At 70.6% G+C, this 24,673-nt stretch carries 27 protein-coding genes; 15 read left to right on the top strand and 12 right to left on the bottom strand.

Features of this window, described 5'->3' with window-relative positions; translation table 11 throughout:
* The 6 genes from V8J36_RS11570 to V8J36_RS11545 form a co-directional block, all read left to right on the top strand.
* A partial coding sequence (locus tag V8J36_RS11570) for a TetR family transcriptional regulator C-terminal domain-containing protein (RefSeq protein WP_336467431.1) occupies positions 1-639 on the top strand: 639 nt, incomplete at its 5' end.
* A 285-nt stretch (positions 640-924) separates the two neighbouring features.
* A complete protein-coding gene (locus V8J36_RS11565) occupies positions 925-1,305 on the top strand; it encodes a response regulator transcription factor (RefSeq protein ID WP_336467430.1) in 381 nt (126 codons plus the stop codon).
* A 3-nt stretch (positions 1,306-1,308) separates the two neighbouring features.
* A complete protein-coding gene (locus V8J36_RS11560) occupies positions 1,309-1,680 on the top strand; it encodes a hypothetical protein (RefSeq protein WP_336467429.1) in 372 nt (123 codons plus the stop codon).
* Positions 1,680-4,469, top strand: coding sequence for an ATP-binding protein (locus V8J36_RS11555; RefSeq protein ID WP_336467428.1), 2,790 nt, complete (start codon positions 1,680-1,682; stop codon positions 4,467-4,469). The genes V8J36_RS11560 and V8J36_RS11555 overlap by 1 nt, the downstream gene beginning before the upstream one ends.
* A 67-nt stretch (positions 4,470-4,536) precedes the next feature.
* Positions 4,537-5,559 carry a FliM/FliN family flagellar motor switch protein gene (locus V8J36_RS11550; protein WP_336467427.1) on the top strand — a complete coding sequence of 341 codons (1,023 nt, stop codon included), beginning with the start codon at positions 4,537-4,539 and terminating at the stop codon, positions 5,557-5,559.
* A gap of 138 nt (positions 5,560-5,697) precedes the next feature.
* The gene (locus V8J36_RS11545) at positions 5,698-7,623 is read left to right on the top strand and encodes an enoyl-CoA hydratase-related protein (protein WP_336467426.1); all 1,926 of its coding nucleotides are present in this window, start codon (positions 5,698-5,700) and stop codon (positions 7,621-7,623) included.
* Positions 7,624-7,699: 76 nt separating this feature from the next.
* Here the strand turns inward: V8J36_RS11545 and V8J36_RS11540 are convergent, their stop codons facing one another.
* A complete protein-coding gene (locus V8J36_RS11540) occupies positions 7,700-7,915 on the bottom strand; it encodes a hypothetical protein (protein ID WP_336467425.1) in 216 nt (71 codons plus the stop codon).
* Positions 7,916-8,059: 144 nt separating this feature from the next.
* Between V8J36_RS11540 and V8J36_RS11535 the strand changes: the two genes are divergently transcribed.
* Entirely contained in the window at positions 8,060-8,320 is a 261-nt protein-coding gene (locus tag V8J36_RS11535; RefSeq protein ID WP_336467424.1) for a DUF2312 domain-containing protein, read from the top strand.
* Between the two features lie 482 nt (positions 8,321-8,802).
* On the opposite strand, the gene V8J36_RS11530 is transcribed toward V8J36_RS11535, so the two are convergent.
* The 7 genes from V8J36_RS11530 to V8J36_RS11500 form a co-directional block, all read right to left on the bottom strand.
* Positions 8,803-9,705, bottom strand: coding sequence for a hypothetical protein (locus V8J36_RS11530; protein WP_336467423.1), 903 nt, complete (start codon positions 9,703-9,705; stop codon positions 8,803-8,805).
* 179 nt (positions 9,706-9,884) lie between these two features.
* The gene (infC, locus tag V8J36_RS11525) at positions 9,885-10,511 is read right to left on the bottom strand and encodes a translation initiation factor IF-3 (RefSeq protein WP_442902476.1); all 627 of its coding nucleotides are present in this window, start codon (positions 10,509-10,511) and stop codon (positions 9,885-9,887) included.
* A 69-nt stretch (positions 10,512-10,580) separates the two neighbouring features.
* Positions 10,581-11,417, bottom strand: a complete 837-nt coding sequence (locus V8J36_RS11520; protein ID WP_336467422.1) for a ferredoxin--NADP reductase — start codon at positions 11,415-11,417, stop codon at positions 10,581-10,583.
* Between the two features lie 95 nt (positions 11,418-11,512).
* Positions 11,513-11,884: a DUF934 domain-containing protein gene (locus tag V8J36_RS11515; RefSeq protein WP_336467421.1), complete on the bottom strand. Its 372-nt coding sequence runs from the start codon at positions 11,882-11,884 to the stop codon at positions 11,513-11,515.
* On the bottom strand, positions 11,881-12,675 hold the full coding sequence (locus V8J36_RS11510; protein WP_336467420.1) for a phosphoadenylyl-sulfate reductase: 795 nt from the start codon (positions 12,673-12,675) through the stop codon (positions 11,881-11,883). The genes V8J36_RS11515 and V8J36_RS11510 overlap by 4 nt, the downstream gene beginning before the upstream one ends.
* Complete coding sequence (locus tag V8J36_RS11505; RefSeq protein ID WP_336467419.1) at positions 12,665-14,335, bottom strand: nitrite/sulfite reductase; 1,671 nt, start codon at positions 14,333-14,335, stop codon at positions 12,665-12,667. Before V8J36_RS11505 ends, V8J36_RS11510 begins: the two co-directional genes overlap by 11 nt.
* A complete protein-coding gene (locus V8J36_RS11500; RefSeq protein ID WP_336467418.1) occupies positions 14,328-14,645 on the bottom strand; it encodes a DUF2849 domain-containing protein in 318 nt (105 codons plus the stop codon). The genes V8J36_RS11505 and V8J36_RS11500 overlap by 8 nt, the downstream gene beginning before the upstream one ends.
* Before the next feature lie 158 nt (positions 14,646-14,803).
* On the opposite strand from V8J36_RS11500, the gene V8J36_RS11495 reads away from it, so the two are divergent.
* The 4 genes from V8J36_RS11495 to V8J36_RS11480 all read left to right on the top strand — a co-directional run bounded on the left by V8J36_RS11495 (position 14,804) and on the right by V8J36_RS11480 (position 17,667).
* Complete coding sequence (locus V8J36_RS11495; RefSeq protein WP_336467417.1) at positions 14,804-15,277, top strand: Lrp/AsnC family transcriptional regulator; 474 nt, start codon at positions 14,804-14,806, stop codon at positions 15,275-15,277.
* A gap of 180 nt (positions 15,278-15,457) precedes the next feature.
* Positions 15,458-15,730, top strand: a complete 273-nt coding sequence (locus V8J36_RS11490; RefSeq protein WP_336467416.1) for a glucose-6-phosphate isomerase — start codon at positions 15,458-15,460, stop codon at positions 15,728-15,730.
* A gap of 121 nt (positions 15,731-15,851) precedes the next feature.
* Positions 15,852-16,721 carry a glycosyltransferase gene (locus tag V8J36_RS11485; RefSeq protein WP_336467415.1) on the top strand — a complete coding sequence of 290 codons (870 nt, stop codon included), beginning with the start codon at positions 15,852-15,854 and terminating at the stop codon, positions 16,719-16,721.
* 73 nt (positions 16,722-16,794) lie between these two features.
* A complete protein-coding gene (locus V8J36_RS11480; RefSeq protein ID WP_336467414.1) occupies positions 16,795-17,667 on the top strand; it encodes a glycosyltransferase family 2 protein in 873 nt (290 codons plus the stop codon).
* Here the strand turns inward: V8J36_RS11480 and V8J36_RS11475 are convergent.
* From V8J36_RS11475 to nhaA, 4 genes are all read right to left on the bottom strand, one after another.
* Positions 17,664-18,845 (bottom strand): cytochrome P450, encoded by a 1,182-nt coding sequence (locus tag V8J36_RS11475; protein WP_336467413.1) that lies wholly within the window; start codon positions 18,843-18,845, stop codon positions 17,664-17,666. The genes V8J36_RS11480 and V8J36_RS11475 overlap by 4 nt on opposite strands.
* 26 nt (positions 18,846-18,871) lie before the next feature.
* Positions 18,872-19,618, bottom strand: coding sequence for a triose-phosphate isomerase (tpiA, locus tag V8J36_RS11470; protein WP_336467412.1), 747 nt, complete (start codon positions 19,616-19,618; stop codon positions 18,872-18,874).
* Between the two features lie 130 nt (positions 19,619-19,748).
* Entirely contained in the window at positions 19,749-20,108 is a 360-nt protein-coding gene (locus V8J36_RS11465) for a HesB/IscA family protein (protein ID WP_336467411.1), read from the bottom strand.
* A gap of 168 nt (positions 20,109-20,276) precedes the next feature.
* Positions 20,277-21,488 carry a Na+/H+ antiporter NhaA gene (nhaA, locus tag V8J36_RS11460; RefSeq protein WP_442902475.1) on the bottom strand — a complete coding sequence of 404 codons (1,212 nt, stop codon included), beginning with the start codon at positions 21,486-21,488 and terminating at the stop codon, positions 20,277-20,279.
* Positions 21,489-21,705: 217 nt separating this feature from the next.
* Here nhaA and V8J36_RS11455 point away from each other — a divergent pair, with 217 nt between their 5' ends.
* The 4 genes from V8J36_RS11455 (at position 21,706) to V8J36_RS11440 (ending at position 24,624) form a co-directional block, all read left to right on the top strand.
* The gene (locus V8J36_RS11455; protein WP_336467409.1) at positions 21,706-22,311 is read left to right on the top strand and encodes a VOC family protein; all 606 of its coding nucleotides are present in this window, start codon (positions 21,706-21,708) and stop codon (positions 22,309-22,311) included.
* A gap of 2 nt (positions 22,312-22,313) precedes the next feature.
* Entirely contained in the window at positions 22,314-22,805 is a 492-nt protein-coding gene (locus tag V8J36_RS11450) for a GNAT family N-acetyltransferase (protein WP_336467408.1), read from the top strand.
* Between the two features lie 77 nt (positions 22,806-22,882).
* Positions 22,883-23,587, top strand: coding sequence for a TerB family tellurite resistance protein (locus V8J36_RS11445; protein ID WP_336467407.1), 705 nt, complete (start codon positions 22,883-22,885; stop codon positions 23,585-23,587).
* Positions 23,587-24,624 carry an endonuclease/exonuclease/phosphatase family protein gene (locus V8J36_RS11440; protein WP_336467406.1) on the top strand — a complete coding sequence of 346 codons (1,038 nt, stop codon included), beginning with the start codon at positions 23,587-23,589 and terminating at the stop codon, positions 24,622-24,624. The genes V8J36_RS11445 and V8J36_RS11440 overlap by 1 nt, the downstream gene beginning before the upstream one ends.
* The last annotated feature ends 49 nt before the right edge of the window (positions 24,625-24,673 follow it).

Raw genomic sequence — 24,673 nt, 5'->3', positions numbered from 1 at the left:
CCCCCCCCCCCCCCCCCCCCCCCGCGCCGGCGCACGACCCGCATCCAGAAGCGCAACACCGAGGCGATCCTCGAAGCCGCACTCGAGGTCTTCTCGACCCACGGCTTCCGCGGCGCGACGCTCGACCAGATCGCCGATCATGCCGGCCTGTCGAAGCCGAACCTGCTGTATTACTTCCCCTCGAAAGAGGCGATGCATGTCGCGGTGCTGACGCGGCTGCTGTCGACCTGGCTCGATCCCTTGCGCGCGATGGACCCGTCGGGCGATCCGCAGGCCGAGATCATGGCCTATGTCCGCCGCAAGCTTGAGCTGAGCCGCGACTTCCCGCGCGAAAGCCGGCTCTTCGCCAACGAGATCCTGCAGGGCGCGCCGCGCCTGACCGAGGTGATCGGGGGCGAGCTGAAGGCGCTGGTGGACGAGAAGGCCGAGGTGATCCGCGGCTGGAGCGCGCAGGGTCGCATCGCCCCGGTGCATCCGCATCACCTGATCTTCTCGGTCTGGGCACTGACCCAGCACTATGCCGATTTCGACATGCAGGTGCGCAGCGTGCTGGGCCCGGTCGAGGGGCAGGACCCCTATCCCGAGGCCGGGCGCTTCCTCGACCATCTCTACCAGCGTCTGCTCGCACCGAAGGGCTGATCCGGCGGGGGGCGGCCGCTGTCGCGGCGCCGCCGACCGATGGCCCGGCAGACCATCGCGCGGATCGGGCAAAGCCGCGCCGGCGGACCCCGCGCCCGATCCTGCGCCGGGGGCGTGCTTCGCGCCACGGTCCTCAAGCGCCCGGGAACCGTCCGCGGTTGTTGCGCGGCCCCCGCGCGCGTGCCGGTCCCCGACCGGGACGATGGTGGGTTTTGACACCCGGACCCGCTTCGCGCGATAACGCAAAGGCGAGCGGTCCCCGCCCGCCGGACGGGGAGGGTCCGCATGGCAAGGCGCGTGCTGCTGATCGAGGATGAACCCAACATTGCCGAGGCGATCCGCTTCCTGATGACTCGCGAGGGCTGGGAGGTCGGCATCCATGCCGAGGGCGAGGGCGCGCTGGCCGCGATCCGCGCCTTCGCGCCGGATGTGCTCGTGCTCGACATCATGCTGCCCGGGCGCTCCGGGCTCGAGCTTCTGGCCGACATCCGCGGCCCCGAGGGGCACGGCGCGGGCCTTGGCGCCCTGCCGGTGCTGATGCTGTCGGCCCGCGGACAGGCGCGCGACCGCGAGGCGGCCGAACGTGCCGGCGCCGACCGCTTCCTGTCGAAGCCCTTCGCCAATGCCGAGGTGGTCGAGACGCTGCGCACCCTCGCCGGGGCCTGAGCCTTGGCCGCGCCGCGCCGCACGCCGCTGTTCCTCGCCCGCCGCGCCTATCGGCGGCGCCGGCTGATGGACGCGGCGCGGCTGCTGCCGCTGGCGGCGCTGGGCCTGTGGATGCTGCCGCTGCTGTGGGGCGGGCCGGGGGCGCCGGGGGCGGGCACGCGGGTGATCTACCTGTTCGCGGTCTGGGCCGCGCTGATCCTGGGCGCCTTCGCGCTGTCGCACCGCCTGCGCGACGCGGCCGAACACGAGGCCGCAGAGGCCGGCACCCCCCCGGGTGCGTCCCCGACAGGAAGGTCAGACGGGACGTCGAACCGGACCCCGACCGGCACGGGTTCCGCGCCGCGCGCCGATATCCCGCCGGGACCGGGGCGCTGATGGTTCCGTTCAACGTCCTCGTCGGCGCCTGCCTGCTCTATGTCAGCCTGCTGTTCCTCGTGGCCTTCTGGGCCGAGGGCGAGGTCCGCCGCGGCCGCGGGCGCTGGCTGCGCTCGCCGCTGGTCTACACGCTGTCGCTGTCGATCTACTGCACCGCCTGGACCTTCTACGGCGCGGTCGGATACGCGGCACGTTCGGGGCTGGAATTCGTGACGATCTACCTCGGCCCCTCGCTGGTGGTCGCGGGCTGGTGGCTGCTGCTGCGCAAGCTGGTGCGGATCGGCCGGGTGCAGCGGGTCACCTCGATCGCCGACCTCGTCTCGTCCCGCTTCGGCAAGTCGAACCTTCTGGGCGTCATCGTCACCGCGATCTGCGTCACCACCGCCACCCCCTATATCGCGCTGCAGCTGCAATCGGTGGTGCTGGCCTTCGACGTCTTCGCCACCGCCGAGGCCGGGGGCGACCAGGTCATGGGGCTGCGCCTGCCCTCGGACAGCGCCACCACCTCGTTCTGGGTCGCCGCCGGCCTCGCGCTCTTCGCGATCCTCTTCGGCACCCGCAACCTCGACGCCAACGAACGTCACAACGGCGTCGTCACCGCCGTCGCGCTGGAAGCGGTGGTGAAGCTGGTCGCGCTGCTGGCGGTGGGGATCTTCACCGTCTGGGCGGTGGCCGCGGGCCCGGCCGAGATCCTCGCGCGGCTCGCCGCCGCCGATCCCGCCGCCTGGGCACCCGCGCCGGGGCGCTGGGCCGGTCTGGTCATGCTGTCGGCGATTGCCGTGCTGACCCTGCCGCGGATGTTCCAGGTCATGGTGGTCGAGACCGGGGACGAGCGTCACCTTGCCACCGCCAGCTGGGCCTTTCCGCTGTATCTGTGCCTGATGAGCCTCTTCGTCGTGCCGATCGCGGTGATGGGGCTGGCGGTGATGCCCGAGGGCGCGAACCCCGACCTCTTCGTGCTGACGCTGCCGCTGGCGCAAGGGCAGGGCGGGCTCGCGATGCTGGCCTTCCTCGGCGGCTTCTCCTCGGCCACCTCGATGGTCATCGTCGAGGCGATCGCGCTGGCGACGATGGTGTCGAACCATGTTGTGATCCCGCTCTGGCTCAGGATGCGCCCCGAGGGCGCGCGGGCACGGGGCGATCTGCGCGGGCTCGTGCTCAGCGCGCGGCGGGTGTCGATCGCCGGGATCCTGGCGCTGGGCTACTTGTACCATTCGATCTCGGGCGGCACCTCGGCGCTGGCCGCGATCGGGCTGATCAGCTTTGTCGGCGTCGCGCAGATCCTGCCGGCGCTGCTGGGCGCGATCACCTGGCGCGGCGCGACGCGGGTGGGGGCGGCGGCCGGGCTGCTGACCGGCTTCTGCGTCTGGCTCTACGCGCTGTTCCTGCCCTCGTTCGGGCCCGGTGCGCTGATGTCGGCCGAGCTGCTGGCGCAGGGGCCGCTGGGCCTGTCCTGGCTGCGCCCGCAGGCGCTGTTCGGGGTGACCGGGCTGGACCCGGTGCTGCATGCGCTGGTCTGGTCGCTGGCGCTGAACGCGCTGGCCTTCTGCCTTGGATCGCTGCTGACCTTCCCGGGCCCGATGGAGCGGCTGCAGGGCGTGGCCTTCGTCAACGTCTTCGACCAGCCGCAGCCGCAGGGCGGCTGGTCGCGCGGCGGGGCCGAGGCAGAGGACCTGCTGGCGATGGCGCAGGACGTGCTCGGCGCGGCCGAGGCGCAGGATTTCTTCCAGTCGCAGGCCGAGGCGCAGGGCAAGCAGGGCTTCCTGCCGGATGCCACGCCCGATTTCATCGCGGCGCTGGAAACCCGGCTGGCAGGCTCGGTCGGCGCGGCCACGGCCCATGCGATGATCGCCCAGCTGGCCGAGGGCGCGGCGGTCACCGTGCGCGACCTGATGGCGGTGGCGACAGAGGCGCAGCAGATCCTCGAAAACGCGGCCGAGCTGGAACGCAAGTCGGCCGAACTGGCCCGCACCGCCCGCGCCCTGACCGAGGCGAACGAGAAGCTGACCCAGCTGTCGGTGCAGAAGGACGCCTTCCTCGGCCAGATCAGCCACGAGCTGCGCACGCCGATGACCGCGATCCGGGCGTTTTCCGAGATCCTCAAGGACGACGCGGCCGATCCCGAGACCGCCCATGCCGCCGGCATCATCCATGACGAGGCGGCGCGGATGACCCGGCTGCTGGACGACCTGCTGGACCTGTCGGTGCTGGAACACGGCCGGGTGCAGCTGCAGATCCGCGCCGCGAACCTGCACGACCTGATCGAGCAGAGCCTGCGCGCCGCCAGCTCGACCCGGCCCGAGCGCGCCTTCCGCATCACGCGCGATCTGGCGGCCGAGCATCAGGCGGTGATCACCGATGCCGACCGGCTGGTGCAGGTCTTCGTCAACCTGATCACCAACGCGCGCAAATACTGCGACGCGCCGCTGCCCGAGCTGACGATTGCCGCCCGTCGCCGCGGCGACCGGCTCGAGGTCGATCTGATCGACAACGGCGCGGGCATACCCGCCGCCTCGCAGTCGATCATCTTCGAGAAGTTCGCCCGCCTCTCGGCCAGCCACCGTGCCGGCAGCGCGGGGCTTGGCCTTGCGATCTGCCGCGAGATCATGGCGACGCTCGGCGGCAGCATCGACTATCTGCCGGGACAGGGGGGCGCGGCCTTCCGCGTCACGCTGCCGGTGCGCTATCGCCCCGGGGCCACAATCGCGGCCGCCGTCGCAGCCGCAACCGAAGGCGCCGCTCACCGCCCGCCGCACAGGGACGGTCTTGCGAAGCCGCTGTCCGGCTAACGCCCCCGTAACCTTGATATGGGACCCAAGGGCTGGGCCGGTGCGGTTGCGAGAGCGGGAATCAACCATGGACGGGGCAGGAGCGGGATCGGTGATGCGCCGCAAGCTCGCGGCCGGGCGGCGCTCGGACGAGACCTTCGTCATGACCACCGAAAAGGCGCTGGGCCAGGCGCTGACCCGCGCCGCGCAGGACCTGCTGTCGATGCCACTGCGCATCCTGCGCCTGCAGGAAACCCGCGTGACCCTTGCCGATATGCCCGAGCTGCTCGAGGATCGATCGCTGCTGGCGCTGCTGCACGGGCCCGGCGAGGGCACGGGGGTGCTGGCGATCTCGCCGCCGATGCTGTCGGCACTGATCGAGATGCGGACGATCGGCCGGCTGGCCGTGCAGCCGCCCGCGCCCCGCCGCCCGACCCGCACCGACGCCGCGATGGTCGCCGATTTCGTCGACGTGACGCTGGGCGCGCTGGAAGAGGCGCTGTCGGGCACGGCAGAGCTGATCTGGGCGGGCGGCTTCCGTTACAGCTCGTTCCTCGACGATCCGCGCCCGCTGCCGCTGATGCTGGAAGATGCCGCCTATCGCAGCTTCCGGTTCGAGCTTGATCTTGGCCCTTCGGGGCAGGCGCGCCCCGGCTCCTGCCTGCTGGTGCTGCCGGCCGAGGGGCGCGGGCGCGCGCTGGCGGTCGAGCGGGTGACCGGCGAGCTTCCGGGCCCCGCGCAGGCCGAGGCGCGCGCCGACTGGGCGCGCCGGCTCGAGGCCGCGGTGCTCGAGGCGCCGGGGGCGCTGAACGGCGTGCTGGCGCGGGTCACGCTGCCGCTTGGCCGCGTGCTGTCGCTGGCCCCCGGCCAGACGGTCGAGCTGCCCAGCGGCGCGCTCGAGGCGGCGCGGGTCGAGGGGCCGGGCGGGCGCCTTGTCGCGCGCGCGCGTCTTGGCCGCCAGCAGGGCCAGCGGGCGCTGCGGCTGGATTTCGGCCCCGAGGGCGGCGGCGGTTCCGGTGGCGGCCTTGGCGGCGGGGCCGATCCGGCAGAGCTTGTTCCCGCCCCGGACGAGGATGTCTTCCCGCCATGGTCCGACCCCGGCGAGGCGTGAGAACCGAAAATCCGTTACCTTGGTGCCACGTTCGTTGCGGTTTCTGGCGTCCGGCGGCACCTCGCGCGTTGAGCGGCCGGTCGCTGGGCCTCAGGATGGGGACAGAACAAGCCCGGTGGGGAAAAGGGGCGGCAGCAGATGAGTGAACAGGCGGTGCAGTCCGCGGGCCCCGCGCCGGCGGCGCTCAATCCCGTGACATTGACGCCCGAGGATCTCGGACGGCCCGAGGCGATCGAGGCCTTCACCGGTCTCTGCCTGACCGCGCTGGCCGATCCGGGCACCGGGGCGCTGATCTTCGAACTGGGCGAACGCGCGCCCCGCGGTGGCCTGCCCGCGGCGCTGCTCGCGGCCAGCGAGACCCTGCCGCAGACCCATGACGCCCTTCTCGCGCTGATCAATGTCGTGCGCACCGCCCGCGTGCCCACCGTCGCGCGGCTTTCGGGCAAGGTCGGCGGGCCGGCGGCCACGCTGGCGCTGGCCACGGCGCTGCGCGTCGCCGGTCCCAGCCTGCGCTTCGGCTTCCCGGAACGCAGGCTCGGCCTGCTGCCGCTGGGCGGGGCGATGGGCCTTGCGGCGGCCCGCGCCGGGGCCGGGCCGACCCTAGACGCGGTGCTGTCGGGCCGCTGGCTGGGCGCGGCCGAGGCCGAGGCTTCGGGCCTTGTCGAGATCGTTACCGCGACCGAGCCGCCCGCGGCCGGCGTCGCCGCACGCAAGCTGATCGACGAGGGCGGCGCGCATCTGCTGGCCGACCGCCGCGGCGCGCTCGAGGATCCCGACCGCTTCCTCGGCGCGACGGCAGCCGCCCGGCTGCGCGCGACCGATCCGCTGTCCGAGACCGCCATCGACTGCATCGAGGCGGTGCTGCTGCTGCCGCCCGAGGTCGCGGCCTCGATCGAGGCCGAGGCGCTGGCACAGTTCGCCGCCGCGCCGGGCACCCGCGCGCGCCTGCGCCGCGCCCGGACCGAGGCGCGGCTGGCGCGCGGCGGCCCGCGGCCGGCGGGCGTCGCGCTGCTGGGGGCCGCACCCGAACTGGCGCCGATCGCCGCGGCGATCATCGCCGCCGATCTGCCCGTGACCTTCGTCGATCCCGAGATCGACCGGCTGCGCGCCGCGCTCGAGGCGGTGGCGGGCGACCAGGACCGCGCGGTCGAGGCCGGCCGGCTGAGCGAGGCCGCCCGCGATCATGCCTGGGGGCTGGTGTCGGCCACGCTCGAACCCTCGGGGATCATCGGGGCGGATGTCGCGCTGGCGGCCGGTCCTGCGCTCGACGGCGTCGACCTGCCGCCGGGGCTGGTGGGGGCCGCGCTCGCGGTCGACACCACGGCCACCGGCGCGCTGCCGGGGCTGTGGCTGACGCTGGGCGCCGGTGGCGGCGGGCTGGCCGAAATCGTCGCCGGGCGCGAGGTCAGCCATGACAGCCTGCGCCGGCTGGCGGGGCTGGCAGAGGCGCTGGGGGCGCTGGCGGTCAAGGTCGCGCCGGGGCGGGCGCTGCCCTCGCTGCGCCTGCGCTTCGTGCTGTGGCGCGCGGTGGCCGATTGCGTGGCACTTGGCTGCGCGCCCGCCGCGCTCGAGGCTGCGTTCCGCGACCTCGGGCTGGCGCGCGGTCCGGTGGCGACGGCGCTCGACCTCGGGGCGGCGGGGCTGGCCTCGTTGCTGCGCGCCGCCGGCACGGCCGAGGCGGCGCGGATCGGACCCGCGGCGCTCGACCGGCTGTTCCAGTCCGAGGCCGCACCGGTCGAGACGCCGCTGGGCGCGGCCGAGGCCCGCGACCTGTGCCTTGCCGCGCTCGCGAACGAGGGGATGCGGTTGATCGCCGAGGCGACGCTGCCCGATGCCGAAGCGGTGGATCTGGTGGCGACACTGGTTCTGGGTCTGCCGGCGGATCTGGGCGGGCCGATGCTCTGGGCCGAGCGGCTGGGCGGTCGCACCCGGCTTCTGGCGGCGCGCAACCTGCTGCGCGGCATGGCGGTGCGGACCGGGGCGGGCCCCGGGCCCGCGGCGGCGGTATTCTGGGAGCCCGCCGCGGGCTGGGAAGAGCGGATCCGCGCCGGGCGCGGCGCCTGAGACGGCGCCGGCTGGCCGGGTTCCGGCGCGCCGGGCACTGGCAGGTTGGGCGGTAACAGGCTTGGCGGTGGTCGGGTCAGCCCAGCGCGATGCCCATGACCACCATCATCAGCCCCAGCACCGAGACCGCGAGCGCGCCGAGGTTGACGGCGACCACTTTCTGCAGCCGGGCCCGCAGCGCGGCATCGTCGAGGCCGGCGCGGCGGTCGCGGGCGACCCGCGCGGCGCACCACAGGATGCCGGCCAGCCCCGCGGCCGACACCGCCGCCCCGATCCAGATCAGCCAGTCCATGCGTCCCTCCCTGCGTTCAGCGCCTCTTGGCCGAAAGCCGCGCGTGACGCAAGGCCGCGCTCGGGCACGGGCCGCACGGGGCTTGCCTGCGTGCCCCGGCCCGACTAGCAAGGCCACCGGCAACGCCCAAGAATGGAGAGGCAGATGAGCAGTCCTGTCACCGACAGCGCCTACAACGTCACGGCCGACGAACTGCGCCAGTTCATCGAGCAGTACGAGCACCTCGAGGCCGAGAAGAAGGACATCGCCGAGCAGCAGAAGGACGTCATGTCCGAGGCGAAGGCCCGCGGCTATGACACCAAGGTGATGAAGAAGATCATCGCGCTGCGCAAACGCGACAAGAACGACATCGACGAGGAAGAAGCGATCCTCGAGCTGTACAAGGCCGCGCTCGGCATGAGCTGACGCCGCGGGCGCCGTGCGCGGCACCGGCCGGGGATGTTCCCGCGGCTGCCGCGACGGGGCCCGGTTTGCGCGCCGCCCGGCATCGCGGGCGGCGGCAGGTGCCGCGACCGGCGGTCCGAGTCACGGCCCCGCGTGGACGGGTGCAGCAGGCCGGAATGCCGCGGGATGGCGGAATTCGGCGGCCCGGGATCTTACCTACGGCAAGAGGCTTGGCACGCGCTCACCATCATCCGATCAGCGCGGGGACGGGGAGCCGGCGCCGCTCCCCCCGAAGGGCCCGCAAGGGTCACGCGATCCAGTCTTGGCGGCACCGTGGCGGGGGGATGTTCTGACCCGCTCAGCGAACGTCCATGACCGGATCAGGCTCTATTGTGCATCCTCGTGGCACTGACCCGGCAGGTGAACCCTGCAGCGGCATGATTTCGTCTGCGGTCTTCGTGCGGGTTTGTCCGAGCCTGTCGGCACCGTTGCGCCGCTGAGGGTCAGGTGCCGGCCCAGCCGCTCGAGGTTGCCGAATAGGCTGCGACCGCCATCCAGAGCCCGGTCGCGACGCCTGCCACGGCTCGGATCAGCCCCGGACGGCCGGCGGGCGCGCTGCCGCCAGAGCCGGCGGAGAGGGCGCTGGCCTGCGCACGCACCACACTTTCCGCCGCGGTTGCCGGACCCGACGGGACGGCCGCGGGCGATACGGCGCCTGCCGCGCCGATGCCGGCCGTTGGTGCCGCGATCGCGGCCGTGCTCGTTGTCTGGACCGCAGGCGTGCCGGGCAGGGCGGCGATGCCGGCCAACCGGGCGAGCTCTGCAGCCCCGTCGCGGCTGCGCGCGGCCGCATTTCCGGTGCCGCTGTTGTCCGCCGCCGCTGTCTGGGCCGCGGCCTCGGCGGCGCTGGCGGCGGCCACCCGCGCCGCGTCTGACGCGCGATCCTGCGGGACGGGCCGCGCGGCCTCGGCCGGCGGCAGCGGCGGCAGTGTCGGCGGGATGAGCACCATCATCCGCCGCCCGCGGGCGGCCAGTTCTGCCGCCGCAACGGGGCGCAGCGCGGCGAGATAGGCCTCTGTCCGGTCGCGCAGGCGGGCGATCTCGGCCGTTTCAGTGCTGGCCTCGCCGATGCGGCCAAGGGCTGCCAGAAGCGCGGCGCTTTCCTGACGCAACTGGCTGTCGCCCGCCGCCGTCTCTGCCGGGGCCGTCACCGCCCGCAGGACGTCCACGCCTGTCGTGTCTGTACCCGAACTGGCAGAGGTCGCCGCCGCGACCCGCCGCAGACCGGCTTCGGCGCCGACGCCAAGGCCCGTCCCGAGGCTATTGCTCAGGCCATTGCCGCTGCCTTGGCTGATGCCGGCGCTGGTGCCGGCAGCCGCAGATGGGCGGAGGGCAACGATGGTCATGGCCTTCCTCCTTCATAGATGGCCGGGTCCGACAGCCCGCCGGGGTCGCCGGGCTGGCACCAGATTCGCGCCACAGAGGTCAAGAATGCGTTAAGATCGGCCGCGAGGCCGTGGATTAATCAAGAAAAAAAGGCCCGCCCCGGAAGGGCAGGCCCATCATCCATGCAGGATCGCGGCGCTCAGCGCGGCGCGATCATCATCACCATCTGCCGGCCTTCCAGCTTCGGCATCGATTCGATCTTGCCCTGCTCGGTCACGTCGGCGGCAACACGGTTCAGCAGCTCCATGCCCAGCTCCTGGTGGGCCATCTCGCGGCCGCGGAAGCGCAGCGTGATCTTCACCTTGTCGCCTTCTTCGAGGAACTTGAAGACCGAGCGCATCTTCACATCGTAGTCATGGGTATCGGTCCCGGGACGGAACTTGATCTCCTTTATCTCGATGATCTTCTGCTTCTTGCGGGCCTCGGCCTCGCGCTTCTGCTGCTCGTACTTGAACTTGCCGAAGTCCATGATCTTGCAAACCGGCGGCACCGCGTTCGGCGAAATCTCGACCAGGTCGAGACCCGCTTCCTCGGCCATGGCCATTGCGCGCGCCGGGGGCACCACGCCGACGTTCTCCCCGTCCGCACCGATCAGGCGGATCTCGGGGGCCCGGATCCGGTCGTTGACGCGGGGTCCGGTGTCGCGCTGCGGCGGGGCGTTATGCGGTCTGCGAGCTATGGCGGCAATCCTTCTATGGCCAAGCAATATGTCGTGGTGGCGCGCAAAATAGGCATGTCCGCCGCGCGCTTCAACCCGAGTCGTCACGGGTTCGTCAGGAAAACGTCCGCAGCGCCGGGGTGTTCCCGGTCGCCGCCCGTTTTCCCGTCATTGATGTCAGACGCCCTCGCCGACGAAGGCTTTCTCGACCACGTATTCGCGCGGTTCGGAATTGGCGCCCTCGCGCAAGCCGAAGCTTTCCAGCACGGCCATCACGTCCTTGTTGAAGGCGAGGCTGCCGCAGACCATCGCCCGGTCGGCCTCGGCGGTCATCGGCGCGATGCCCAGATCCTCGAACACCTTGCCCGAAGACAGGTTGTCGGTGATCCGGCCCTGGCGGTCGAACGCTTCGCGGGTGGTGGTCGGGTAGTAGAGCAGCTTGCCCTCGACCATCTCGCCGATCAGCTCGTCGTTTTTCAGATCCTCGACCAGCTTGCGGCCATATTCCAGCTCGGCCACGGTCCGGCAGGTGTGCATCATCACCACTTGGTCGTATTTCTCGTAGGTCTCGGGATCGCGCATCAGCGAGGCGAAGGGCGCGATGCCGGTGCCGGTCGCAAGGAACCAGCAGCGCTTGCCGGGCAAGAGCGCGTCATGGACCAGCGTGCCCACGGGCTTGGGGCGCAGGATGATCTCGTCGCCCACCTTGATGTGCTGCAGGCGTGAGGTCAGCGGGCCGTCCGGCACCTTGATCGAGTAGAACTCGAGCTCTTCGTCCCAGTTCGGCGAGGCGATCGAATAGGCGCGCAGCAGCGGTTTGCCGTTGTCGCCCAGCAGACCGATCATCACGAACTCGCCCGAGCGGAAGCGCAGCGACTGCGGCCGGGACACGCGGAACGAGAACAGGCTGTCGGTCCAGTGCGTGACGGCGGTCACGGTCTGGGCGTCGGGCAGGTGCTTCGGGGCGGGAACGGCGGTCACTGCATCGGTCACGGGAGGGCTCTGGTCGGTCATCGGGGCAGGGTCTTTCTAGCGAAAAGGGACCATCCGGCAAAGCCGGTTTCTGCAACTGCGGAAACGGGGGCCATTTCGGCCCCCGATCAGGCGGATCAGCCGCGCAGGCGGGCGCGGTAGTCGTTCGCGCGCCAGTCGGCGCGGGCCAGCCACTGGTCCTCGGGCTGGCGGGCGGCCAGATCGTCCGAGATCTCGACCTCGTCGAAGCCGACGCGGCGGGCCATCGCGTACTGGTCGGCCAGCACATGGCCCTTGGCGCGCAGCCGGCCGAGATAGCCGATCGAGCGCACACGGCGCGCGATGGTGAAGCCGCGACCGTCGGCGAAGCTCGGGAACGAGATGCGGACCAGCTTCTGGCCGGCGATCTTGCCCTCGAGCGTGCTCAGGCAGGTGTCGGGCTCGAGGTCCAGCGCCTCTCCCACCCAGTCATCGGTGTGAAAGCCGTCGTCGCGGACGATCACGCTCATTCTTTTCTCTCCCCTGAAGTGGAGGCCAACTCAACGGCCACAGGTCCACGCACGGCGCGGCCTCCGATAAAATGTATTCCGCATTCGGTCTTCTGCGAGCCCCGCCACCGGCCGGCGCGCGGATCTTCGCCGGGCTTGACCGGGGTGGTGCAGGGGGCGCAGCCGATCGAGGGGTAGCCCTTGGCCACCAGCGGGTGGCGGGGCAGGCGGTTTTCGACCATGTATTCCTCAAGATCCTCGCGGCCCCAATGGGTCAGCGGGTTGATCTTGATCCGGCCGGTCGCGTCCTCTTCCTCGAAGAACTCGATGTCGGCGCGGGTCTGGCCCTGATAGCGCTTGCGGCCGGTGATCCAGGCGTCGAAATCCTTCAGCGCGTTTTCCAGCGGCACCGTCTTGCGCAGGGTGCAGCAGGCATCGGTGTTGAACTGGTGCAGCGTCCCGTCGGGATCGTCCAGCGCCAGCGCCGCATCGGTCGCCCGGATGCGTCGGATATCCGTGAGGCCAAGCTTGTCGGCCAGCATCGACTGGTACTCCAGCGTCTCGGGGAACAGCATCTGCGTGTCGATGAACACGACCGGCAGCGACTGGTCCATGATCGAGATCAAATGCAGCAGCACGACGCTTTCCGCCCCGAAGGACGAGACCAGGGCGATGCGCCCGAGGTCGGCATCCTTCAGCGCATGTTCCAGCACCGAGACCGCGCCGTGGTGTCGGTAGCGGTTGTTCAGGCGGATGACGCGCTCGCCGATCGGGTCGAGCACGGGCTTCCGGAGGGCGGCTTCAAGCGGCATCGCGGGCAGCCTCGTCGGGATAGAGCGCGGCCTTGAACGGCGCCGGGCCAAGCCGGCGGAAGGCCTGCAGGAAGGTCTCGTCGGCGCTCTCGCGCTGTTCGAGATAGGCGCGCAGCAGCCGGTCGATGGCAGGAACCACCTGGTCATAGGCGAAGCCGGGGCCCGCGCGCTCGCCGATGGTGGCACTTTCGGTCGCGTCGCCGCCCAGCGTGATCTGGTAGTTCTCGACCCCGGCGCGGTCGAGCCCGAGGATGCCGATATGGCCCACGTGGTGATGGCCGCAGGCGTTGATGCAGCCCGAGATCTTGATCTGCAGGCGGCCGATCTCCTCTTCCAGGCCCTGGGCCTTGAAGTGGGTCGCAAGCTCCTGCGCGACGGGGATCGAGCGGGCGGTGGCCAGCGCGCAATAGTCCATGCCCGGGCAGGCGATGATGTCCGACACGAGGCCGACGTTGGCGGTGGCCAGGTCTTCGGTCTTCAGCGCGGCATGCAGCGCCGGCAGGTCCGACTTGTGGACATGCGGCAGGACCACGTTCTGCTCGTGGCTGATGCGCAGCTCGGAATGCGCATACTTCTCAGCCAGATCGGCCAGAAGGTTCATCTGTTCCGAGGTGGCGTCGCCCGGCGTCTGGCCATGCGCCTTCAGGCTGACGGTCACGATCGCATAGCCCGGGGCGCGGTGCTCGGCCAGATTGGTGTCGGCCCAGGCGCGGAACACCGGGTCCTTGGCATAGGCGGCGTCGAAGGCCTCGGTGCCGGCGTTGCGGAAGGCGGGGGGCGCGAAGTCGGCCTCGATCTCGGCCAGCGCGTCGAGGACGGCGGGCGAGAACAGCGCGCGGGTCTCGGCGAAGCGCGCCTCGACGGCGTCGCGGAAGGTGTCGAGCCCGTTCTCGAAGACGGTGATCTTGATGCGCGCCTTGTACTTGTTGTCGCGCCGGCCCATCACGTTGTAGACCGAGACCACGGCTTCCAGATAGGGCAGCAGTTCGGCCTTCGAGACGAAGTCGCGGATCGTCTGGCCGATCATCGGCGTGCGGCCAAGGCCACCGCCCACCAGCACCTCGTAGCCCACCTCACCCTTGGCGTTCTTGCGGGCGATCAGGCCGATGTCATGGGCGCGCACGACCGCGCGGTCGTGGGCCGAACCCGACACGGCGATCTTGAACTTGCGCGGCAGGAACTGGAATTCCGGGTGGTCGGTCGACCACTGGCGCAGCAGCTCCGCCACCGGGCGCGGATCCTCGATCTCATCCGCCGCGGCACCGGCGAAATGGTCCGCGGTCACGTTGCGGATCGTGTTGCCCGAGGTCTGGATCGCGTGGATGCCGACCTCGCCCAGCGAGTCGAGGATGTCCGGCACGTCGCGCAGCTTCGGCCAGTTCAGCTGGATGTTCTGGCGGGTGGTGAAATGGCCATAGCCCTTGTCCCACTTCGCGGCGACATCGGCGAAGCGGCGCATCTGGTCGGGGTTCAGCGTGCCATAGGGAATGGCGATCCGCAGCATGTAGGCATGCAGCTGAAGATACAGGCCGTTCATCAGGCGCAGCGGGCGGAACTCGTCCTCGGTCAGGCTGCCGTCGATGCGGCGCTCGACCTGGGCGCGGAACTGGGCGTTGCGCTCGGCAAGGAAGGCGCGGTCGAAGTCGGTGTAGTTATACATGCGCCTGTTCCTCGCTCGCTTCCTGCTTGCCGTGGGCATAGTTCGACGGGCCGCGGGTACGGAACACCTCGCGGAAATGAATCGGCTCGGGGCCATGGGCGCCGGGCTTCGCATCGGCCAGATAGGGGCCGACGATGCGGTTGCCCTGCGCCTGCGCCTTCAGCAGGCGAAGCTGGGCATGCGCCTCGTCCTCGATCAGCTCGGCCTCGGCATGCATCCGGGTCCAGCGGTCGTCCGCGGTCAGATAGATCACGTCGCCCTCGAGCAGGTCGTTGGCGGTGACGACTTTCGGGGTGAACTTCTTGCTCATGGGCTCTCTCCCGGTGCGGCGCTGCGGCATTGTCCTCTGCGTCTGCTCTATATAGAAAAAACTCCCCCCTTTGCGCCATACGGGCTTGCCAAAAAGGACGTGTGTTCGAATATGCGGGCACTGAAGGCCGGACGTTCCGGTATGAGGAGTTTGGGCGAATGACTGTCCGCATCGACGAGATGGACCGGAAAATTCTTGCGGAACTGCAGGAGGACGCGGGCCAGTCCCTCGACGAGATCGCGCGCAAGGTGGGCTCGTCCAAGACGCCCGTGTGGAACCGGATCCGCAAGCTGCGCGAGGCGGGCGTCATTGGCCGGCAGACCATGATCCTCGATGCCGAGGCGCTGGGGCTCGAGGCCTGCTTCTTCGTCCTGATCCGCACCTCGGAACACGAGGCCGACTGGCAGCGCCGCTTCCTCGCCACGCTGCGCGCCCGCCCGGAAGTGCTGGAAGCTCATCGGCTTGCGGGCGACATCGACTACATCCTGAAGGTGCGGGTGAAGAATGCCCGCGCCTATGACCAGTTCTACCAGGCCCTCATTTCAGAGGTGAAGATCCACAACGTGACCGCGCTGCTGTCGATGGAAGAGATCAAGTCGACCACGCTGCTGCCGCTGGCCAGCGTCTCGTGACCCGCGCCCGACCGGTCCCGAAGCGGCCGGAAACCGGCCCGTGACGCTGGGGAATCGGCTGGGAACCGCCAGAAACATCGGTCTGTTATCGGATAGCAGCCGATTGAGATCGACTTTCCCTTGCCACCGCCCTAGCTGGTTGGACATCCGGAAGGACGCTCTCAGGAAGGAATGAAGGGCATGACCAAGACGATGATGATGCTGCTTGCCGTCGGGGGCCTCTCGCTCTCCGCCTGCGCGAGCTACACCCCGAACCAGAACGCTGCCATCGGCGGCCTCGGCGGCGCTGCCGCGGGTCTGGCTGCGGCTGACCTGATGGACGCCTCGCCCGAGGTGAAAGTCGGCGCGACCCTGCTCGGCGCCGCTGGCGGTGCTGCTGTCGGCTCGAACACCGGCGCCCGCCGCTGCACCTACTCGAACGGTGCCCCGGCGCCGTGCCCGCCGCGCTACTGATCGCGCCGCGCTGAACTTTGCCCCGGCCGCACCTCGTGGCGGCCGGGGCCCCCCGTCCGACCGCGGGACCGTTGCAATGCCCGCCCGTCAGCGCCATATGCTCCGCCGCAAGGAGCATCCGATGCAGACCGAACTCATCCTGTCGACCTACAACAGCCCGCGCGCGCTGTGGCTGACGCTGCTGTCGGTGACCCGTCAGACGCGGGCCCCGGACTCGATCTGCGTGGCCGACGACGGCTCCGGGCCAGAGACGGCCGAGGTCATCGCCCGCTTCCGCGCGGCCTATCCCCAGATCCCGCTGCGCCACCTGTGGCACGAGGATCGCGGCTTCCAGAAGAACGAGATCCTGAACAAGGGCATCGGTTCCTCGACGGCCGAATACATGGTCTTCATCGACGGCGACTGCCTGATCCACCCGGGCTTCATCGCCCGCCACCTTGAACTCGCCCGCCCGGACCGCTTCCTGTCAGGCAGCCTGATCCGGCTCGACACGCCCACGACAGAGGCGGTGACCGACGAGGACGTGCTGTCGGGGCGGGTCTTCGACCGCGGCTGGCTGGCGCGGACCGGCACGCTGAAGCGTTTCACCACGCGGCTCAAGGCCGGGCTCTGGCCCAAGGCGCTGTCGTCCCTGCTGGAAGCGGTCTATCCTGTCGGCCGCAACTGGTGCGGGGCGAACGGCTCGGCCTACCGCGCGGTGCTCCTGCGGGTGAACGGCCTCGACGAGACGATGAAATACGGCGGCGGCGACAAGGAGTTCGGCATCAGGCTCGCCAATTCCGGCGTGCGTGGCCGCCATGTCCGCTTCACCGCGCCGCTCGTGCATCTCGACCATCCGCGCGGCTACAAGGACGCCGAGAAGATCCGCATCCACCGCGGCCAGATCGCCCATGCCCGCCGCTCGGGCAAGATCCGGGCCGAAGCCGGGATCGACGGCCACGACCTTGCCGCGCTGGCCGCGCCGCCGCTGGCCGCCGGGCAGGGCGCATGATGCGATCCGCGCAGGCGCCCCTGCTGCAAGCCGCCGTTCCTCCCTCCAGCCCGATGCCAGAGAAGTCCGTCCCATGCGCGTGAGCGTGATCATCCCGGTCTACCGCGACTGGTCCGATGCCCAGGTCTGCGCCGATGCGCTGGCCGCCCAGACCCGCCGCCCCGACGAGGTGGTCTTCGTCAACAACGACCCCGCCACGCCGCCGCCCGCAGGCTTCCGCCTGCCGCCGGGCGGGCGGATCCTCGACGAGACGACGCCCGGCTCCTACGCCGCGCGCAACCGGGCGCTGGCCGAGGTTTCGGCGGATGTGATCTTCTTCACCGATGCCGACTGCCTTCCGGATCCGGGCTGGATCGCCGCCGGCCTCGCCGCGATCGAGGCGGGCGCGGCGCGGGCCGGCGGTCCGGTGCGGGTGACCTCGGGCGAGCCGCCGAACCTGGCCGAATGCTACGATCTGCTCACCGCCTTCCGGCAGGACCGCAACATGGCGCGGGGCTGGTCGGTGACCGCGAACATGGCGACCCGGGCCGAGCTGTTCACGCGTCTGGGTGGGTTCGAGGACCGGCTGATGTCGGGGGGCGACCAGGAATGGGGCCGCCGTGCCGCCGCGGCCGGCTTCCCGATTGCAAGCGTCCCGGCGATGGTCGTGGCCCATCCGGCGCGGGCGAGCCTTGCCGCGCTGGTGCGCAAGCGCCGGCGGGTCGAGGGCGGGAAGCTTGTCCAGAAGCTCGACACCCGCGGCCGGCTGAAGCTGGCGGCGGCCTTCCTGCTGATGCTGCCGTTCCGGCTGCTGCCCTCGATCTCGTCCTCGGTGCGGCTGCTGGGGGCGAAGGCGCCGCTGCGCGTGCGGCTTGGCGCGATCTGGGTGCAGTATCTGCTGCGGCTGGCGCGGGTCTATGAACACGGCCGGCTGCTGCTGCTGTCGCGCCCGCCCGAGCGGCGCTAACCGCGGCTCAGGATCAGCCGTTCCAACCCATGGAAATGGTAGAGATCGGCGTAGGCGGGCGGCTCGGCGATCCGCAACCCCGGCATCCGCGCGAAGATCCGTTCCAGCGTCACCGCCAGTTCCATCCGCGCCAGCGGCGCACCGATGCAGAAGTGCGGCCCGATCCCGAAGGCGAGGTTCGGCTTGCGGACGCGCTCCGGCAGGAAGGCCGCGGGCCGGTCCCAGCCTTCGGGATCGCGGTTCGCGGCCGCCAGCAGGCAGCCGATCCGGTCGCCGCGGCGAAAGGCGGTATCGCCGATGTTGCAATCTTCCTGCACCCAGCGGGTGAAAAGATGCAGCGGCGGGTCGAAACGTAGCACTTCTTCGACCAGATCCTCGATGCGATCCGGCGCGGTCGCGGCCTGTGCGCCATGGGTCAGGATCGCCTTCACCGCATTCCCCAGCGTGTGCACCGTCGCCTCGTGCCCGGCATTCAGCAGCAGGATCGCGGTCGCCACCATCTCGGGCTCGGACAGACGTTGCCCGTCCTCCTCTGCCGCGATCAGCGCCGACAGCAGGTCGTCGCCCGGCGCGCGGCGCTTGGCGGAGATCTCGGCGCGCAGGAAGGCGGCGAAGTGTTCGGCCGCGCGGCAGGCGGCCTCCTCCATCGCCGTGTCGCGCCGCGCCTGATACATGCCGACCATCGCGTTCGACCAGCCCAGCAGGTCCGGCGCGCGCTCTTCGGGCACGCCCAGCAGCCGGGCGATGACGATGACCGGGAGCGGTTTGGCGATGCTGTCGATCAGGTCGAACGGACCCTCGGGCAGGGCGTCGATCAGCCGGTCGGCCAGCGCGGCGATCTCGGGCGCCAGACCCGCGATCCGGCGCGAGGTGAAGGCGCGCAGCACCAGCCCCCGCAGCCGGGCATGCCGCGGCCCGTCGATCTCGAGCATCGAGTGATCCTCGATGTCATAGAAGGCGCGCAGCCGCTCCGGGATCTTGGGCCCGAAGCCCTCGGGCGCGGCGCGGCCCAGCCGGCGGTCGCGCAGCGCCTGACCCACGACCGCGGCCCGGGCCGAGACCGGCAGGCCGTAGTCTTCCCAGACCACCACCGGACCCGCGGCGCGGAGCCTGTCGTAGAACGGATAGGGGTCCTGCACGAAGGCCGGGTCGGTCGGGGATTGCTTCAGGCTTTGCATCAACGTCGCCCGGCAAGAATCTGAAATCAGGCCTGTTCCAGAGCCCGGATGATCCCGCCGAAATCCGCGGCCTTCAGCGAGGCCCCGCCGACCAGCGCGCCGTCGACATCCGGCACCGCGAAAATTTCCGCGGCATTCGCGGGCTTAACCGATCCGCCATACAGCAGCCGCATGGCGTCGCCCTCGGCGCCGAAACGGCGCACAAGCTCGGCCCGCAGGTAGCCGTGGACCTCGGCGATCTGGTCCAGCGTGGGGGTGCGGCCGGTGCCGATCGCCCAGATCGGTTCATAGGCGATCACGACGGTCGCCGCGGTCGCGCTGTCGGGCAGCGAGCCGGCAAGCTGGCGGCCGATCACGGCAAGCGTCTCGCCCGCGTCGCGCTCGGCCTCGGACTCGCCGAGGCAGACGACGGCGACCAGATCCGCGGCGATCGCGGCCTCGGTCTTGGCGCGGACCATCGCGTCGGTCTCGTGGTGGTCGGCGCGGCGCTCGGAATGGCCGACGATGACGTGGCTGGCGCCCGCGTCATGCAGCATCCGGGCCGAGATGTCGCCGGTATGGGCGCCGGTCTCATTCTCGTGGCAGTCCTGACCGCCGACCATCACCGGGCTGCCCTGCACGCGCTGCGACAGGCGGTCGACCAGCGTGGCGGGGGGGCAGACCAGGATCTCGACGCCCGGCGCCCCGAAGTCGATCTTCAGCGCGTCGATCTCGGCCAGCGCCGCCGAGATCCCGTTCATCTTCCAGTTGCCTGCCGCGAGCTTGGTCCGCATGCCGATCCTCCAAAGGGGTTTCGGGGCAGACACTAGGGCGCGGCCGCGGGGAAGCAAACCGGAAAGACGGGAGAAAACCGGGCTCTAGCGCTAACGCCGCAGTGCTTCAGGCGGCGAGCCGGACCTTGCCTCAGCCGGCGGGCTGGTTCTTGAACGAGATCGACTCGCCGCAGCCGCAGGCCTCGGCGACGTTCGGGTTGTTGAACTTGAAGCCCTGTTCCAGCAGCGAGGTCTGGAAGTCGATCTCGGTCCCGAAGAGGAACATCTGCGCCATCGGCGCGATCATCACGCGGGCCTCGCCGTCCTCGATCACCTCGTCCATCGGCTGGGCGGCGGGCACGATCTCCATCGTGTATTCCATGCCGGCGCAGCCGCCCTTCTTGACGCCGAGGCGCAGGCCATAGGCGCCGTCCTTGGTCATCAGCCGCACGATCTGCGCGCGGGCGGCGGGGGTGAGGGTGACCGGGGCTTTGCCGGGAATGCCGAACATCGGGAGATCCGTCTGGATAGGGGCGGTTGGGTGGCGGCAGGCGGGTCCGTCCCGGACCGCGGCCTTTGGCTCTTGGCCCTGAATATAGGGAAGGCGGCCGTCCCTCGCAAGGAAGACGCGCCGCCCCCGGGGGGGGACGGCGCGCCGGGTCGTGTCAGGGTGCGGGTGTCAGCCCGGCAGCACGTGGCTGTCGTAGCGCTGCTGGTCGCGGGTGCGCTCCTTGGCCTGCGGGGCCATGCGCAGCAGCACGAAGCCCACGACGGCCGACAGCAGCGACCCCAGCAGCACGCCCATGCGCACCTCGTTCATCAGCGCCGCATCGGAGAAGCTCAGCGAGCCGATGAAGAGCGACATGGTGAACCCGATGCCGGCGAGGCAGGCGACGCCCCAGACCTGCACCCAGGTCGCGCCGGCGGGCAGGCGGGCGAGGCCGGTCTTCACCATCAGCCAGGTGACGCCGAAGACGCCGATCTGCTTGCCGAGGAACAGGCCCGCGGCGATCCCCATCGGCAGTGCCGCGAACAGGTCCGACAGCTGCATCCCCTTCAGCACCACGCCGGCGTTGGCGAAGGCGAAGACCGGGATGATCAGGAAGAAGACGTAAGGCGACAGCCCGTGTTCCAGCGCATGCAGCGGCGAGCGGCCGTGGCGGTCCTTCAGTGGGATGAAGAAGGCGGTGATCACGCCGGCGAGCGTCGCGTGGATGCCCGATTTCAGCACGAAGATCCACAGCAGCACGCCCAGCAGCAGCGAGGGCGCCACCCGGTGCGCGCCGCGGTGGTTCAGCAGCCACAGGCCCGCGATCGGGATCAGCGACAGCGCCAGATAGGTGGTCTTCAGTTCCGCCGTGTAGAAGAAGGCGATGATCAGGATCGCGCCAAGATCGTCGAGGATCGCCAGCGTCAGCAGGAAGATCTTCAGCGAGGCCGGGACGCGCTTGCCCAGAAGCGCCATGACGCCGACCGCGAAGGCGATGTCGGTCGCCGCCGGGATCGCCCAGCCACCGATGGTGTCGGGGCTCGACAGGTTGAAGGCGACGAAGATCAGCGCCGGCACGACCATGCCCCCCACCGCGGCCATGCCGGGCAGGATCACGTCGGCGGGGTTCTTCAGCTTGCCCTCGAGCATCTCGCGCTTCAGCTCGAGCCCGACGAGGAAGAAGAAGATCGCCATCAGGAGGTCGTTGATCCAGTGCAGGATCGACAGGCTCAGCCCCTCGCCGTCGATGGTCACGGCGGCATAGAGGTGCAGGATGTGGTCGTAGACGGGGAAGAGCGGCGAATTCGCGACGATGAAGGCGAGGGCGGCCGATATCATCAGGGCGATGCCACCTGCGGCATCGTGCTTCAGCATCTTGGTCACGGCGGTCATCAATGACATCGTCGGGTGGTTCCTCTCTTTCGGATCGTTCGAATACCTAGGGGAAATGGGCCCCCCCGCCCCCCGTTCAACACGCGCGCGCGCGTTTTCAAGGCCATGGCGCCCGTTTTTCGGGCGGGCGGTGCCGATTTGCGACGGTTCCATGTCGCGGGTCGCGGCTTGCGCCCGCGCGGGTCCGGCGTAAGGTCCGGCGTGAGGTTTGGCATCGGAGGCGGCCATGTGGGAACTCGATCATCTCGCGGTGACCGCGCCCTCGCTGGAAGAAGGCGTGGCGGCGGTCGAGGCGGCGCTGGGGCTGGCGCTGGCGCCGGGCGGGCGGCATCCGCTGATGGCGACCTGGAACCGGCTGCTGGGTCTGGGGGACACCTATCTGGAAGTGATCGCGCCCGATCCCTCGTCCCCCGCGCCGGGGCGACCGCGCTGGTTCCGGCTGGACGAGCGGCGCGGGGTGCGGCTGACGAACTGGGTGGTGCGGACCTCCGACCTCGATGCGGCGCTGATCGCGGCGCCGCCGGGCCTCGGGCGGGCGGTGGCGCTGGAACGGGGCGATCTGCGCTGGCGGATGGCGGTGCCCGATGACGGCCGGCTGCCCTTCGACGATGCCTTCCCGGCGATGATCCAGTGGCAGGGGGCGCTGCATCCGCGCGACCTGCTGGCCGAGGTCGGCTGCCGGCTGGAACGGCTTGAGATCGCCCATCCGCAGGCCGGCGCGCTGGCGGCGGCGCTGCGGCTGGCCGATCCGCGGCTGGTGGTGACCGAGGGCGCGACCGTCGCGCTGCGGGCCGAGATCCGCACCCCCCACGGGCTGCGCGTGCTGGAGTGACCATGAAGATCCGACAGGCGACTGCCGCCGACACGCCCGCGATCTGCGACTACTGGAACCCGCTGATCCGCGACACGATCGTCACCTTTTCCTCCGAGGAGCGCACGCCCGAGGGGCTGGCCGCGACCATCGACGAACGCGCGGCGAAGGGCTGGCCTTTCCTGCTGGGCGTCGACGCGGGCGGCACGATCCTTGGCCATGTCACCTATGCGCAGTTCCGCGCCGGCAACGGTTACGTCCATACGATGGAGCATACGGTGATCCTGTCGCCCGCCGCGCAGGGCCGCGGGATCGGCCGGGCGCTGATGGCGGCGCTGGAAGCGCATGGGCGCGCGGCGGGGGTGCATCTGATGGTCGGCGGCGTCTCGGCCGGGAACGCGGCGGGGCTCGGGTTCCACCGGGCGCTGGGGTATGTCGAGGCGGGCCGGGTGGCCCAGGCGGGGCGAAAGTTCGACGCCTGGCACGACCTCGTCCTCATGCAGAAAATCCTTTGATATTTCAGGGGATCACGGGCGCGTCAGGACGGCGATGTTCCGCTGACAGGGGCGCAGCCAGCCGCTAGGATGCGGCCATGTCGATCTGGACCCGCATTGCCGACGCCCTCGCCGCCCTTGCCAAGGGCGAGGGGCTCTGGGCCGCCATGGACCGTCTCTGGGCGCAGCCGGTGGCGCCGGAACGCTCTGTCGCCTTCACCATCGCGATCATCGCCCTGGGGGCGAAGATGGCGAAGGCCGACGGCGCGGTGACCCGGGACGAGGTCGCGGCCTTCCGCCGGGTGTTCATGATCCCGCCGGACGAAGAGGCGCATGCGGCCACGGTCTTCAACCTCGCGCGGCAGGACGTGACCGGCTTCGACGCCTGGGCGCGCAAGATCGCGGCGATGTTCGGCCCCGGCGACCCGGTGCTGTCGGACGTGATGGAGGGGCTCTTCCACGTCGCGGTGGCCGATGGCGGCTATCACCCGGCAGAGGACGATTTCCTGTCGCAGGTCGCGGGGATCTTCGGGCTGAGCGAGCCCGCCTTCCGCGCGATCCGCGCCCGCCATGTCGAGGGCGAGGTGCCCGATCCCTACACGGTGCTGGGGCTGGAAGAGACCGCGACCGTCGAAGAGGCGCGGGCGGCCTGGCGGCAGGCGGTGCGCGACAGCCATCCCGACCGGCTGACGGCGCGGGGCCTGCCGGCCGAGGCGATCAAGCTGGCCGAAGCGCGGCTGATCGCGGTCAACCGCGCCTGGGAAGAGATCAGCGGCAAGACCCACACAGCCCTGGCACTGTGATGCGGATCGCCACCTGGAACGTCGAATGGTTCAACGGGCTCTTCGACGGCGAGGGGCGGCTGCTGGAAGGCGATGACGACCTCTCGGCGCGCTACCAGATTAGCCGCGGCCGCCAGCTCGAGGCGGTGGGAACGGTGCTGCAGCGGCTCGACGCCGACCTGCTGATGGTGATCGAGGCGCCCGATGACAGCCGCGGCCGGCGCACGGTCGACATGCTGGAGACGGTGGCGCGGCGCTTCGGCCTGAGGGCGCGCAGCGCGCTTCTGGGCTATGCCAACGATACCCAGCAAGAGATCGCGGTGCTGACCGATCCCGACCGGATCGTGGTGCAGCATGACCCGCAGGGGCCGATGGCGCCGCCGCTGGGACCCGGGGGCGCCGCGCCGCGCTTCGACCAGAGCTACCGGATCGACCTCGACATCGACGCGACGCTGGACGAGGTGCGGTTTTCGAAGCCACCGCTGGAGCTGTCGGCGGTGACCGCCGGCGGCACGGCGCTGCGGTTGATCGGGGTGCATGTGAAATCGAAGGCGCCGCATGGCGCGCATGACCCCGACCACGCCCGGCGGCTGGCGATCCAGAACCGCCGCAAGCAGCTGGCGCAATGCATCTGGCTGCGCGAGCGGGTGGTCGAGCATCTGACCCGCGGCGACACGCTGATCGTGCTGGGCGATTTCAACGACGGCCCCGGCCTCGATGAGTTCGAGGCGCTGTTCGGCCGCTCGGGGCTGGAGATCGTCACCGGCGCGCACGAGGCGCCGGCCCTGCGGATGTTCGACCCCCATGCGCGGGCCACCAGCGGCCATGCGACCGCGGCGGCCCCGGCCTCTGCCCGGTTCTGGCTGGCGCCGGAACGGCAGTATTTCTCGGCCATGCTGGATTTCGTGCTGGTCTCGCCCGATCTCTGCGCCAAGGCCCCGGCCTGGCGGATCTGGCATCCCTTCGACGATCCGAAGATCTACCGCGACACGGACCTGCGCGAGGCGCTGCTGGACGCCTCGGACCATTTTCCGGTCAGCCTCGACCTGCAGATCTGAGCGGCTTTCCCGCGCCGCGTTTGGCCCGCGGGGGCGGGCGCCCTATATG

Source organism: Frigidibacter sp. MR17.14 (assembly GCF_037095735.1).
GTDB lineage: Bacteria > Pseudomonadota > Alphaproteobacteria > Rhodobacterales > Rhodobacteraceae > Frigidibacter.
The sequence above is the reverse complement of the archived record's forward strand: the minus strand, read 5'-3'. Positions and strand labels throughout refer to the sequence as shown.

Coding starts and splice junctions, on each gene's coding strand:
- V8J36_RS11565 (WP_336467430.1), top strand. CDS start 925: ATGGCAAGGCGCGTGCTGCTGATCGAGGATGAACCCAACATTGCCGAG.
- V8J36_RS11555 (WP_336467428.1), top strand. CDS start 1,680: ATGGTTCCGTTCAACGTCCTCGTCGGCGCCTGCCTGCTCTATGTCAGC.
- V8J36_RS11550 (WP_336467427.1), top strand. CDS start 4,537: ATGGACGGGGCAGGAGCGGGATCGGTGATGCGCCGCAAGCTCGCGGCC.
- V8J36_RS11545 (WP_336467426.1), top strand. CDS start 5,698: ATGAGTGAACAGGCGGTGCAGTCCGCGGGCCCCGCGCCGGCGGCGCTC.
- V8J36_RS11540 (WP_336467425.1), bottom strand. CDS start 7,915: ATGGACTGGCTGATCTGGATCGGGGCGGCGGTGTCGGCCGCGGGGCTG.
- V8J36_RS11535 (WP_336467424.1), top strand. CDS start 8,060: ATGAGCAGTCCTGTCACCGACAGCGCCTACAACGTCACGGCCGACGAA.
- V8J36_RS11530 (WP_336467423.1), bottom strand. CDS start 9,705: ATGACCATCGTTGCCCTCCGCCCATCTGCGGCTGCCGGCACCAGCGCC.
- V8J36_RS11520 (WP_336467422.1), bottom strand. CDS start 11,417: ATGACCGACCAGAGCCCTCCCGTGACCGATGCAGTGACCGCCGTTCCC.
- V8J36_RS11515 (WP_336467421.1), bottom strand. CDS start 11,884: ATGAGCGTGATCGTCCGCGACGACGGCTTTCACACCGATGACTGGGTG.
- V8J36_RS11510 (WP_336467420.1), bottom strand. CDS start 12,675: ATGCCGCTTGAAGCCGCCCTCCGGAAGCCCGTGCTCGACCCGATCGGC.
- V8J36_RS11505 (WP_336467419.1), bottom strand. CDS start 14,335: ATGTATAACTACACCGACTTCGACCGCGCCTTCCTTGCCGAGCGCAAC.
- V8J36_RS11500 (WP_336467418.1), bottom strand. CDS start 14,645: ATGAGCAAGAAGTTCACCCCGAAAGTCGTCACCGCCAACGACCTGCTC.
- V8J36_RS11495 (WP_336467417.1), top strand. CDS start 14,804: ATGACTGTCCGCATCGACGAGATGGACCGGAAAATTCTTGCGGAACTG.
- V8J36_RS11490 (WP_336467416.1), top strand. CDS start 15,458: ATGACCAAGACGATGATGATGCTGCTTGCCGTCGGGGGCCTCTCGCTC.
- V8J36_RS11485 (WP_336467415.1), top strand. CDS start 15,852: ATGCAGACCGAACTCATCCTGTCGACCTACAACAGCCCGCGCGCGCTG.
- V8J36_RS11480 (WP_336467414.1), top strand. CDS start 16,795: ATGCGCGTGAGCGTGATCATCCCGGTCTACCGCGACTGGTCCGATGCC.
- V8J36_RS11475 (WP_336467413.1), bottom strand. CDS start 18,845: ATGCAAAGCCTGAAGCAATCCCCGACCGACCCGGCCTTCGTGCAGGAC.
- tpiA (WP_336467412.1), bottom strand. CDS start 19,618: ATGCGGACCAAGCTCGCGGCAGGCAACTGGAAGATGAACGGGATCTCG.
- V8J36_RS11465 (WP_336467411.1), bottom strand. CDS start 20,108: ATGTTCGGCATTCCCGGCAAAGCCCCGGTCACCCTCACCCCCGCCGCC.
- nhaA (WP_442902475.1), bottom strand. CDS start 21,488: ATGTCATTGATGACCGCCGTGACCAAGATGCTGAAGCACGATGCCGCA.
- V8J36_RS11455 (WP_336467409.1), top strand. CDS start 21,706: ATGTGGGAACTCGATCATCTCGCGGTGACCGCGCCCTCGCTGGAAGAA.
- V8J36_RS11450 (WP_336467408.1), top strand. CDS start 22,314: ATGAAGATCCGACAGGCGACTGCCGCCGACACGCCCGCGATCTGCGAC.
- V8J36_RS11445 (WP_336467407.1), top strand. CDS start 22,883: ATGTCGATCTGGACCCGCATTGCCGACGCCCTCGCCGCCCTTGCCAAG.
- V8J36_RS11440 (WP_336467406.1), top strand. CDS start 23,587: ATGCGGATCGCCACCTGGAACGTCGAATGGTTCAACGGGCTCTTCGAC.